Origin of the sequence: Candidatus Enterococcus ikei (assembly GCF_017316105.1) — a bacterium.
GTDB classification, from domain to species: domain Bacteria; phylum Bacillota; class Bacilli; order Lactobacillales; family Enterococcaceae; genus Enterococcus_L; species Enterococcus_L ikei.
In genome coordinates, this window is sequence record NZ_JAFLWD010000057.1 from 1 (window position 1) to 11,827 (window position 11,827).

Sequence of the window (11,827 nt, forward strand, 5' to 3'; positions counted from 1 at the left end):
TTTTGCTTGTTCTTTATTTTTAGCTTCAATAGCTTTTTTTTCTAATTCTTCCTTAGGCATTTCTTTTTTCTTAGGGTCAACAGCAAAGGAATCAAATAACTTATCTAGATCGTTCGGGCTCTCGAATTTTAATCCCATGAATTATCGCCTCCATTCTAGTTCATTTTAGCATGTTTTCGATTTCTTGAGTAGCTTTTCTGATTTTTTAAGAAAATTTTAGTTCATTGATTTTTTGTATGGAAAGTAGAAAATGATGACGAAAACGATTAAAAAAAACGAAACCTGAACTAAACCAAAATCAGTTTGCTCAGGTTTCTATAGTATTAGGTAGTTAACATTAGCTACCGACTATTTTATTAGCAGTTGTTTCAGGAGCATGATTAATATCGAAAATCGCATCTTTATTGACTTTGATAGTTCCTGATACTTTCAGTGTTGGCGCATTGGTTGTATTTGTGCTTCGTTCAATTTTGGTTGTAGAATTATTTTGGAAAATCAGATTTCCAGCATTACCGAGTCTAAATAATTCTCGAATAGTTGTAACATTAAATTTAGCAGATTGACCAACCGTAATATCCAAGGGATTAGTACTGCTGTTATCCACGTAAAAAAGGGTGTTGTTTGCTATGTTTATAGAAACGTTTGCGTTATTTTCTATTGAAAAATACGGAATATGATCATTACCAAGACCAAACCAGAAAGCACTATCCGCAACGGATTGATGCTCTAAATTAAATGAATCTCTAATCGTGATTCCTAATGCTTCAGCAAATTCTTGCGGCGTATCAGAATTTGTCATAACTTGTTTGACTTCGGCCTTTGTGGTGCCAGAAAAAGTAGCATAGCCATGGATATTATGAACTAATTGTGGACCACTATAAGTGATGTTTGAATAATTAAGCGTAACACCATAGACGTTATCATCGATATTGACCGGACCATAATAGTTTTTTCCTAAGATTGAAAGGTTGTTTAAATTGATGGTTTTAGTGCCATCATTATTTTCTATATAAATTGTTCCGTGGCTGCCAGTAGTGGCTTCTGTTAACGTATGGGATTGGCCGTTAATGGTCAATTCTTTTTTAGCAGGATGAATCTTAATACCTCTTTCAAGTGTTATATCGTTGGCCAGTAGTACCATAGTGACACCATTATCGTTACTAATAGCACTTCTCAATTCTTCGTACGTACTAACGGTTACAGTTGTTGCTAAAATCTCCTGCTGATCGTTGTTGCTTACTTCTTCTGCATGAACTGAATTTACATTATTGAAACTTGTAAATAAAGCAATGCTTAAAACCCCTAAAAAGATTGTCTTTTTCATTTGAATCGTCCTCTCTAATAGAAAATTAATACATACAAATAATAACAAATGTTATTTGATGCATCAATTGAAAACCCTTGTAAATTTACTTTTAAATAATATTTTTTTATTATTTATATAATAAATGTATAGTTTAAACAAATAAATGAGTCAGAGAACGTGAAAGCTGCATTAGCTTGAGAGGGGTGGTTGAAGCAGTGATTCTCTTCTTGCATTTGGTTACAAAAAAAGGTATAGTTTTTTCGGATAGAGAAAAGAGGGACGAAATGGCAGGAAATATTTTTATCGGAATGGTTCGTGGGTATCAGCGTTTCATTTCCCCAGGACTTCCAGCTAGTTGTCGCTATCACCCAACGTGTTCACAATATATGATTGATGCCATCCAGACACACGGTAGCATCAAAGGAATAACAATGGGAACAGCGAGATTTTTACGGTGTCATCCACTAACAAAAGGCGGAATCGATTATGTGCCGCTGAAATTCAGTTTAAAAAGAAATCCGGATCAGGAATATCATGGTCCCTATAATTATAGAAGAAACAAGCATAATAAATAGATGAGGGTGGGTTTAAGGGATGGCGATTTTAGCATTTGATTTTGGAGGTTCAGCAGTAAAATATGGGATTTGGAACGGTCAAGCAATAACCGACAAAGGAAAATTTACAACACCGAAAACATGGGACGAAATGAAAGCGTCGTTATTTTCCGTGTATGAAGGAATCAATCAAAAAGTAGAAGGTGTAGCCTTTAGCTCACCAGGCGTAGTAGACGTTCAAAAACAAATGATCAATGGGATTTCAGCGATTCCTTATATCCATAAATTTAATATATTTAAAGAACTAGAAGAGCTATTTAACCTTCCTGTCGCAATCGAAAATGATGCAAATTGTGCAGGAATGGCGGAAATTTATGAAGGTGCTGCTAAGGGCAAAAAAGAAGTGGCTTTCGTTGTTGTGGGCACTGGAATCGGTGGTGCGATTTTCCATAATGGGCAAATTACTAAAGGTGCGCATCTTTATGGTGGTGAATTTGGCTTGATGTATCTAAGTGGAGGCGAAACTTTTAGTAAATTAGGGACAGTGGTCCAAATGGCTTGGCGTTATTGTGAACGTAAAGGTGTAGAGAAAGAGACTTTTTCTGGAGAAGATGTGTTTGCTTTTGCAGATTCCGGTGATGAATTAGCGATAGAAGAGGTCAATAATTTTTATGAGTATTTAACCCAAGGATTGTTTAGTATTCAATTTTCTCTTGATCCAGAGATGATTGTTTTAGGTGGCGGCGTGTCTGCTAAAAAAGGGTTACTTGATGAAATCAACCAACGCATGAAAGTAAAATTAGATCATTTTGAATTGCATGATTTTATTCCGCAAATCGTGACGTGTGAGTTTAAGAATGATGCCAATTTGATTGGGGCAGCAGCTAATTTTTTAGCAAACCAAACTAAAAAGAATTACTAAAGGAAAACGTCAAATTGCTAATTGCAATGAGACGTTTTTTTATGTAAAAAAGCCGAATAATCCATCTGTATAAGTAACGAACGATTTCTAATAATTTGAATTATAGAAATTTTCTGAAAATTCGTTGACATTTAACCTATTTTTGATTATATTTGTATACATACTTATTTAATAATTATATACGCAAAGAAAATTATCTAGCTTTACGAATTCGTTTAGCTTTAAAATCATCTAGCTTTTTGTGCTAGCTCTTCAGGAAAAGATAGAAACTGGTTGTGATAAAAAGCACCACATTCTGTTTCTCCTATTTTCTAGTAAGAGCTGACTAGCATAACAGGCTTTAAAATCAAGGAGGAAATAAAATGAAAAAATTTAGTTTTTTATTTGCTAGTCTGTTTTTATTAGCAGCATGTGGTCCAGCAGCCGGTGGAGGCGCAAGTGGTGGTGGAAATAAGGTTGAAGGTGACACAATCAAGATTGGGATGAACATGGAGCTTTCAGGAGATGTTTCAGCATACGGGAATGCTGAAAAAGAAGGAATCAAGTTAGCAGTTGAGGAAATCAATGATGCTGGAGGAGTTCTTGGCAAAAAATTAGAATTAATCGAAAAAGATAATAAATCGGAAAATGGCGAAGCGACATCTGTTGCAGCCAATTTAACAGCCAAAGATAAAGTTGTTGCCGTTGTCGGACCAGCAACATCTGGTGCAACGAAAGCGACAATTCCAAATATGACAAAAGCAGCAGTTCCAGTTATCACACCTTCAGGAACAGATGACAGCATCACTGTTGTAAATGATAAAGTTCAAGAATATATTTTTAGAGCTTGTTTCCAAGATACTTTCCAAGGAGTTATTTTAGCAAACTTTGCTCAAGATAATTTAAAAGCTAAAAATGTCGTGATCATTGGTGATAACTCAAGTGATTATGCCATTGGTCTGACAAAATCATTCAAGGACACTTACAAAGGGAAAATCGCCAAAGAAGAAACATTCACAGCAGGCGATAAAGATTTCCAAGCGATCCTAACAAAAATCAAAGACCTTGATTATGATGCAATCTATATTCCTGGTTACTATGCAGAAGCTGGTTTGATCATCAAACAAGCACGCGAAATGGGTATCGACAAACCAATCCTTGGCGCTGACGGATTCGGTGATGAAAAATTAGTTGAAATCGCTGGAGCAAAAAATGTTTCTGAAGTTTATTACACAGGACACTTCTCAGAAAAAGCACCAGCTACTGATAAAGTGAAACCGTTCGTAGAATCATTCAAGAAAAAATATGACAAACAACCATCTGCCTTTAATGCACTAGGCTATGATTCTGTTTATATGTTGAAACAAGCAATGGAAGATAAAGACTCAGCTGACTCAAAAGATATCACAGCAGGCTTAGCATCATTGAAAGACTTTGTTGGGGTAACAGGAAAAATGACGATGGATAAAGATCACAATCCTGAAAAATCTGCTGTAGTACTAGGACTTACAGATGGAAAAGAAACATCTGCAGATGCTGTAGATCCTAAATAAGAACAACTATCTATAAGAAATGAAAAGAGGGGGAGACAAGGTTCTGCGTTTTGTCCGTCCTCTTTTTTATTTAAAAAAAGAACAATTATTCTAAAATATTGGAAGTGATAAACATGGAAGTAGTTATCCAACAATTAGTCAATGGACTTTTTCTAGGGAGTATTTACGCTCTGTTAGCTTTAGGGTACACAATGGTTTACGGTATTATTAAATTGATCAACTTTGCTCATGGAGAAATTTATATGTTAGGTGGCTTTATGGGGTATTTCTTTATCAACAAATTAAATTTAGGCTTTTTTCCAGCACTGATTCTTTCAATGGCAGGTGCTGCTGTAATTGGTGTGGTAATTGAATTTTTAGCATATCGACCGCTGAGAAAGTCAACAAGGATTGCAGCGTTGATTACCGCGATTGGGGTTTCATTTTTACTGCAGAATGGGATGATTTATTGGTTAGGACCAGAAAAAAAATCGTTTCCTCAAGCAATTGAGTTTAAAAATTATCAACTAGGTTTTATTCAAATATCAAATATTCAAGTACTTATTTTAGTTATTTCGTTAGTATTGATGATCGCTTTACAATTAATCGTTAAAAAGACCAAGATGGGAAAAGCGATGCGGGCAGTTTCAGTTGATGCGGATGCAGCACAACTGATGGGGATCAATGTGAATCGTACGATTTCGTTTACCTTTGCATTAGGTTCAGCCTTAGCTGCTGCGGCTGGTATGTTGATCGGCCTGTATTATAATTCAATCGATCCAATGATGGGAGTCGTTCCTGGTCTTAAATCATTCGTTGCGGCTGTTTTAGGGGGAATTGGCATCATTCCCGGGGCAGCTTTAGGCGGTTTTGTGATTGGGTTATTAGAAACGATCACGATTGCACTTGGTTTTTCTGATTACAAAGATGCAGTCGTATATGCATTATTAATTATTATTTTATTGATTCGTCCTGCTGGAATTCTCGGCAAGAATATCAAAGAGAAAGTGTAGGTGACAAGCATGAAAAAGAATGTAAAATATAATCTTGTTTGGCTTTTAATTGCGGCTGCGGCGTATGCGTTTATTTATATATTATACGTAACTGGCGTGATTACGCCTTTCACTGAATATACGTTGATTACAATCGGTATCAATATCATGTTGGCACTTGGATTGAATTTGATTATTGGTTTTTCTGGACAGTTTTCTTTAGGTCATGCCGGTTTTATGGCGATAGGCGCCTATAGTGCGGCGATTATGTCAGTCAAATATCCTACAATGGGTGGCTTTTTCAGTGGGATCTTACTAGGAATCGTTTTATCTGGGATCGTCGCACTATTAGTTGGTATTCCAACTTTGAGATTAAAGGGAGATTACTTAGCAATTGCGACTTTGGGAATTTCTGAAATCATTCGAATCATTATTATCAACATGGGAGATATCACAAATGGACCTGCTGGTATTTTTGGTATTCCGCCAATGGTCAATTGGTCGCTAGTATTTGGTTTTGTGGTTGTTGTAACGTTGATTATTGTTAACTTTATTAATAGTGGTCCGGGACGTGCAACGATGGCAATTAGAGAAGATGAGATCGCAGCTGAATCAATGGGTGTGAATACAACAAAATATAAAGTAGCTGCATTTATTATCGGTGCGGTTACAGCAAGTGTAGCTGGAGCGATTTATTCCAGTTATGTTCAAACGATTGCACCAAAAGATTTTGGTTTTATGAAATCCATCGATATTTTGATCATCGTGGTTTTTGGTGGTATCGGTAGTGTCACAGGAACCTTTATTTCCGCAATTGTACTTGGAATTTTAAACATGTTCTTACAAGATGCTGGTGCATTAAGAATGATCATTTATGCGTTGGCCTTGATTATTATTATGATTTTTAAACCAGGTGGGCTATTAGGAACGTGGGAATTCTCAGTAAAAAAATTATTTAAGAAAAAGGAGGACAAATCTAATGCCTCTATTGAAGGTTAGTAATTTAACAAAAAACTTCGGCGGATTAGCTGCTGTTTCGAATGTTAATTTGACTCTAGAAACCAATGAACTTATTGGATTGATTGGACCTAATGGGGCAGGTAAGACTACCTTGTTTAACCTTCTTACGGGTGTTTATGAGCCAAGTGAAGGAACTGTAACATTAGATATTATGGGAACAGAACATACTTTAAATGGAATGAAACCCTACAAAATTGCAGATATGGGTCTAAGCCGAACTTTTCAAAATATTCGATTATTTAAAGATTTGACGGTGATGGATAATGTCTTAATTGCAATGAATAGTAAAAATAAAGAGAGCATTATTTCAAGTATTTTACGATTACCAGCTTTTTATAAAAAAGAAGCAGACATGGAAAAGAAAGTTTTTGAATTACTTGCAATATTTGGTTTAGAAGACAAAGCTCAAAATTTAGCGAAAAACTTACCATACGGAGAACAAAGACGTTTAGAAATTGTTCGAGCTTTAGCTACCCAGCCAAAAGTATTATTCTTAGATGAACCAGCAGCGGGCATGAATCCGCAAGAAACGGCTGATTTAACTGAGCTGATCCGCAAAATCCAAAAAGAATTTCAAATCACGATTGTCTTAATTGAACATGATATGAGTTTAGTTATGGATGTCTGTCAAAGAATCTATGTTTTAGAGTATGGTCAGGTCATAGCGGAAGGAAAACCGGAAGCAATCAAAAATGATCCACGTGTGATCGAAGCCTATTTAGGAGGTGAGCTGTGATGTTGAACGTTGAAAATTTATCCGTACATTATGGTGTGATTCAAGCAGTTCGGGATGTTAGTTTTAATGTAGAACAAGGTGAGATCGTCTCTTTGATAGGAGCTAACGGGGCTGGTAAAACGACGATATTAAGAACGATATCCGGTCTCAACCGCCCATCAAACGGCACAATCACGTTTGAAGAACAAGAAATTCAAAAAATGATGCCACAAAAAATTGTTGCAGCAGGACTGTGTCAAGTACCCGAAGGTCGCCATGTATTTTCTGGTTTAACTGTTCAGGAAAATTTAGAAATGGGTGCATTTTTAAGAAAAGATAAGGATTTAAAACAGGAGTATGACGTGATTTTCGAACGCTTTCCGATTTTGAAAGAACGAAAAAATCAAGATGCCTCAACGCTTTCTGGAGGAGAACAACAAATGTTGGCTATGGGTAGAGCGCTAATGTCGAAGCCTAAGCTACTATTATTAGATGAACCATCTATGGGACTGGCTCCAATATTTATTCAAGAAATTTTTAATATTATAGAAGAAATCAATAAACAAGGAACAACTGTTTTATTAATCGAACAAAATGCTAAAATGGCACTTTCGATTTCAGATCGTGGCTATGTTTTGGAAACTGGAGAAGTTGTTTTAAATGGTCGTGGCAAAGATTTACTTGACAGTGAAGAAGTGAAGAAGGCATACTTAGGAGGATAATTAAATGAGCGTAAGTGATTTTATGACAAAAAATTTAGTTGTTGCGCAACCAGAAATGAAGATCTTTGATGCAGTTGATTTGATGAAAAAAAATAATATTCATCGTTTACCTGTAGTAAAGAATGAGCAGCTTGTTGGCTTGATCACAGAAGGAACGATTCAAGCCGCGATGCCGTCAAAAGCTACCAGTTTGAGTGTTTATGAAGTGAACTATTTATTAAATAAGACAACTGTAGCAGACGTAATGGTGAAAACTGTTGAAACGATCAAACCTGAGTCTTCTTTAGAAGACGCTATTTTCCAAATGCGCCAAAATAATATCGGCGTGTTGCCAGTTGTCTCTCAAAATGAACTAGTTGGAATCATTACAAATAATGATATTTTTGATGCTTTTTTAAAAATTACTGGATATCATGATGGAGGCACACGAATTCAACTTAGGATTCCAGAAGATCATAAAGGCATCTTAGCTGATATCACAAAGTTGTTAGCAACGAATGATTTTAGCATATTAACAGTTGTTGTGAATCATAAAGAATTAGAAACAATTATCGAACTACAAATCGAAAGTCGTGAAGCGCAACGAATTGAGCAGATTTTAAAAAAAGCTGGATATGATGTTTTTGAAGCACTTCTTATGTCAAAAAGAGAATAAAAAAGTTTTTTAATTGACTGAAATATTTTTTTGTAAAACAGTTTGACTATTAAAGAGGCTTGTGATAATTTTATATAGTGATGTGAAAATGTTACTTGTTTCATTCACCACAGTTGGGATATTGAAGTCTCTTAATACTTTGATATTCTTTCTCTATGCCTTTTAACTATTTAAGGGTTGTTGTTGTTGGTATAATTTTTGCAGAATGTCTATCGATTTTCTGTAATTAATTATAAATATTTTATGATGGGAGGAAAAAAAATGAAAAAAGTTATTGGATTTATCGTTGCTACAATAGCAGTGTTGAGTTTTGCGTCAACATCTGCTTCAGCTGACGGTGCTATTTCAGCAACAGAACAGCCGATTCTTAATGAATTGAATGCTGGCGCAACAATTGGCGGCAAAAAATTCAATTTTGATGCAGCTGAAACAAATGCAGCTGAAAATCACTTGAAACGTGTTGATTTAACACAAGCTCAAGTAGATGAAGCTGTAAAAAATATCCAATCAGCTCGTGCTTTAGTTGAAGGTGTATCTGTTAATACTTCAGGTGCTAACTCACTTGCACAAGCAATTGGTTTATTGCCAACAAACGTAATTTCTCAAGTACAGAATTACGCGATTGCTGCTGGTAATGCTGTAGGCGTGAAAATCACTTTTGGAGCTCGCGGAAGCTACTCTGCAGTGACAGTCACAGATGCTAACGGCGCGCCTGTTTATAAAGCTGGTTCTCCAGTGAAAAATACAGGTTCAAACTACGCATTAAGCGGAATCACTTTTGGCTCATTGATCGTTGCTGCAGCAGGTGCAGTATTTGTGAGCAGAAAGAACAAATTAGCATAATATGAAACAATTAAAAAGAGTAGGGGCATTTATTTACGTGCCTCTTCTCTTTATGTTTTTTGGCTATCTTATTATTTACATAATTGGTGCACCTGTCATTAATTTCGCTTCTTCAGCGGTTGAATTGATTTCACTGAATGATGCTCCTTCTTTTGATCAAAAAGGAACAAACCTCTTTGCTCAAAGAAAACAAGGAAACAAGCAAATATCGTCAGACAAAACAGAGGGTAAAGTAGTGGGTAAAGCAGTAGATAAAACCACTAACCAAACAACTGATACAATAAGTGATACAGAATCAGCCGAAGTTGCAGATACAAAAGTGTCTGAAAAAGGAGAATTATCTTCTTCAAGTATGGTCTATCCGGTCGGAGGAGATCAGTTTGGTGAGGTAGTGATCGATAAAGTTGGAATTAATGAACCATTATATTACGGAGATAGCGATGATATTCTGCGTTTAGGCGCAGGACAGTATATTGGCAGTATGATTCCAGGAGATCTGGGCACAACCTTGATCGGAGGACATAATTTGCCTTCATTTGGAAAAATTTACTATTTAGAACCTGGGGATGAAATAAATGTTCATACTCATTACGGTGACTATACTTATCAAGTGACAGAAGTAAAAGTTGCTGACTACAAAGATTCGTCCATCAATACAAAATTAGGTGACCGTTCAAAAAGATCGCTGATTTTGTATACCTGCTATCCATTAGATGCAATTGGATTAACCCCAGAGCGTGTTTTTGTTTCTGCAGATTATGTATCTGGACCAATCATCAATGAGAAGTTGTAAAGGAGGAGAATCAGTCAGATGAAAAATCGTGGACATGTAATGAAACTAACTTCTCGCTTTTTTATTGCTTTCTTATCCTCTGTCTTTTTGTTTGCCTTTTTGATTTTGATAACATTGAGAGTAACGCTTTTTAGCGAAAGTTATATTGCAAAGCAAGCAGCTAAAGCAGATTATTATTCAGAATTAACTGAGGAAATCAATCAACAAGTTGAAAATAGTGCATTAGGAAGTAATATTCCAGAAGGCGTACTAAAACAATCGATCAGCAAAGAATCAGTAACAGCTGATGTAAATGCATATTTTGAGGCAATGTATAATTCAGGATCAAAATATACCATTTCAAATCAACAAAAAATTCATGATGCTGTTTCTCAATCGATCACAGATTACATGAAAGAAAAAAATATTCAAGCAACCCCAGAGTCGGAGCTTGCTGTAAATGGATTAGCTGAGCAAGCTGTAACGATTTATAAAGGCTATATTGAATTACCATTTTTAGTTTCTTATGGGCGTAAAGTCATGAATTATAAATCCAAATTAGTTATTTTTATGGTTATTTGCGGCGTTTTGTGGGCGTTATTAAGTTTATCTCTTTACTCTTCGCTAAGAGGCTATTTTCACCGTTTATTGCGATATTGGGCATACATTTGTGTAGGTAGCGGTTTAATGATGAGCGTAGTTCCTGCATTTATTTTGTTACAAGGATTCTTAAAAAAGTTGGGAATTCAATCAAAAGCGATGTATGACTTCATTCAAACGTACTTATCAAGTTTCTTATGGTTGTTTATTATTATAGGAATTATCTCAATTATAGTAGGCATTATTTGTGGTATACTTAGTGAAATCAAGAGAAAACAATTATTTAGCGCTTAAATAAAAAAAACATTGTGCATCTATCTTAAATGATAGGTGCTTTTTTGGGCGTAACATGATACCATAGACTCTTGGAGGGATGAAAATGTCAAAGAAAAATAAAGATATAGAAGTAAGAATTGAAGAGACACAGAAAAAAATCAACGGCGAACTACTTACAGTGAGCACATTAATGATTGGTAAAAAAGAAATTGGGCAAGTTCTACCGCAAGACTCAAAAAAGTTTGCAGTAATGATTGACGGGCGCAATGAAGCGACTGTAAAAACGTTGGATGAAGCGATCGAATACATTATTCGCCAATGGAATTTAAACGACTAAAATAAATAACAACTTTTTTTCGAAAAAGGCTTGCATTTTGTTTAAAAGTTTTGTATTATAACTAAGTCAGGTTTGTTACTAAAAACCTTTTGGAGGAATAGCGAAGTGGCTAAACGCGACGGACTGTAAATCCGTTCCTTAGGGTTCAGTGGTTCGAATCCACTTTCCTCCATTTCACTTTTGGGGTATAGCCAAGCGGTAAGGCAACAGGTTTTGATCCTGTCATGCGTTGGTTCGAATCCAGCTACCCCAGTTTTTATTAGGACAACTCAGTTGGAGTTGTTCTTTTTTTATGGAAAAACGTCAACGATAACTTTTGTTCTCTTTTCCATAAATATGTGATAAAGTGAATAAAAAGTATGAGGAGTGAATCAAATGAATATCAAAGAGAAAATAACTGAAACAGCTGAAAAAGTGTATGATTTAGCACGTGAAGGAAAATATGATGTCAAAGTAAATCTTTTTTCAAAAAAGAAGGATAGCGAGAAACCAGTAGGTATTCAAATCGTTTCTACCAGAGATACGGCACATACAAAAAAATGGCGTGCTAAGAACCGCTAAAAAGTTCAATAAATTAGATTTAGAGTGTGAAGCAAAACTGA

General features: G+C 35.6%; 15 protein-coding genes and 2 tRNA genes. 15 read left to right on the forward strand and 2 right to left on the reverse strand.

Features of this window, described 5'->3' with window-relative positions; translation table 11 throughout:
- Positions 1–138, reverse strand: a 138-nt coding sequence (locus JZO69_RS16790) for an SPJ_0845 family protein (RefSeq protein ID WP_277989643.1), incomplete at its 3' end; no start/stop codon positions are given.
- 199 nt (positions 139–337) lie between these two features.
- Positions 338–1,324: a pectate lyase-like adhesive domain-containing protein gene (locus JZO69_RS16095; protein ID WP_207113830.1), complete on the reverse strand. Its 987-nt coding sequence runs from the start codon at positions 1,322–1,324 to the stop codon at positions 338–340.
- A gap of 266 nt (positions 1,325–1,590) precedes the next feature.
- Between JZO69_RS16095 and yidD the strand changes: the two genes are divergently transcribed.
- The 15 genes from yidD (at position 1,591) to JZO69_RS16170 (ending at position 11,786) form a co-directional block, all read left to right on the forward strand.
- Positions 1,591–1,881, forward strand: a complete 291-nt coding sequence (gene yidD / locus JZO69_RS16100; RefSeq protein ID WP_069646722.1) for a membrane protein insertion efficiency factor YidD — start codon at positions 1,591–1,593, stop codon at positions 1,879–1,881.
- 19 nt (positions 1,882–1,900) lie between these two features.
- A complete protein-coding gene (locus JZO69_RS16105) occupies positions 1,901–2,782 on the forward strand; it encodes an ROK family protein (protein ID WP_207113831.1) in 882 nt (293 codons plus the stop codon).
- Between the two features lie 362 nt (positions 2,783–3,144).
- Entirely contained in the window at positions 3,145–4,314 is a 1,170-nt protein-coding gene (locus JZO69_RS16110) for an ABC transporter substrate-binding protein (protein ID WP_207113832.1), read from the forward strand.
- Positions 4,315–4,427: 113 nt separating this feature from the next.
- On the forward strand, positions 4,428–5,306 hold the full coding sequence (locus JZO69_RS16115) for a branched-chain amino acid ABC transporter permease (protein WP_207113833.1): 879 nt from the start codon (positions 4,428–4,430) through the stop codon (positions 5,304–5,306).
- Positions 5,307–5,315: 9 nt separating this feature from the next.
- Positions 5,316–6,284, forward strand: a complete 969-nt coding sequence (locus tag JZO69_RS16120) for a branched-chain amino acid ABC transporter permease (RefSeq protein ID WP_207113834.1) — start codon at positions 5,316–5,318, stop codon at positions 6,282–6,284.
- Positions 6,265–7,041 carry an ABC transporter ATP-binding protein gene (locus JZO69_RS16125; RefSeq protein ID WP_207113835.1) on the forward strand — a complete coding sequence of 259 codons (777 nt, stop codon included), beginning with the start codon at positions 6,265–6,267 and terminating at the stop codon, positions 7,039–7,041. Before JZO69_RS16120 ends, JZO69_RS16125 begins: the two co-directional genes overlap by 20 nt.
- On the forward strand, positions 7,041–7,742 hold the full coding sequence (locus JZO69_RS16130) for an ABC transporter ATP-binding protein (RefSeq protein ID WP_207113836.1): 702 nt from the start codon (positions 7,041–7,043) through the stop codon (positions 7,740–7,742). The genes JZO69_RS16125 and JZO69_RS16130 overlap by 1 nt, the downstream gene beginning before the upstream one ends.
- Positions 7,743–7,746: 4 nt before the next feature.
- A complete protein-coding gene (locus tag JZO69_RS16135; protein WP_207113837.1) occupies positions 7,747–8,397 on the forward strand; it encodes a CBS domain-containing protein in 651 nt (216 codons plus the stop codon).
- A gap of 261 nt (positions 8,398–8,658) precedes the next feature.
- Complete coding sequence (locus JZO69_RS16140; protein WP_207113838.1) at positions 8,659–9,240, forward strand: hypothetical protein; 582 nt, start codon at positions 8,659–8,661, stop codon at positions 9,238–9,240.
- Position 9,241: 1 nt separating this feature from the next.
- Positions 9,242–10,033: a class D sortase gene (locus JZO69_RS16145; RefSeq protein ID WP_207113839.1), complete on the forward strand. Its 792-nt coding sequence runs from the start codon at positions 9,242–9,244 to the stop codon at positions 10,031–10,033.
- A gap of 18 nt (positions 10,034–10,051) precedes the next feature.
- A complete protein-coding gene (locus tag JZO69_RS16150) occupies positions 10,052–10,906 on the forward strand; it encodes a hypothetical protein (protein ID WP_207113840.1) in 855 nt (284 codons plus the stop codon).
- An 85-nt stretch (positions 10,907–10,991) separates the two neighbouring features.
- On the forward strand, positions 10,992–11,225 hold the full coding sequence (locus tag JZO69_RS16155; protein ID WP_207113841.1) for a DUF2969 domain-containing protein: 234 nt from the start codon (positions 10,992–10,994) through the stop codon (positions 11,223–11,225).
- Between the two features lie 91 nt (positions 11,226–11,316).
- Positions 11,317–11,397, forward strand: a tRNA-Tyr gene (locus JZO69_RS16160).
- A 9-nt stretch (positions 11,398–11,406) separates the two neighbouring features.
- Positions 11,407–11,478 (forward strand) — tRNA-Gln (locus JZO69_RS16165).
- 122 nt (positions 11,479–11,600) lie between these two features.
- The gene (locus tag JZO69_RS16170) at positions 11,601–11,786 is read left to right on the forward strand and encodes a hypothetical protein (protein ID WP_207113842.1); all 186 of its coding nucleotides are present in this window, start codon (positions 11,601–11,603) and stop codon (positions 11,784–11,786) included.
- Positions 11,787–11,827: the final 41 nt, after the last annotated feature.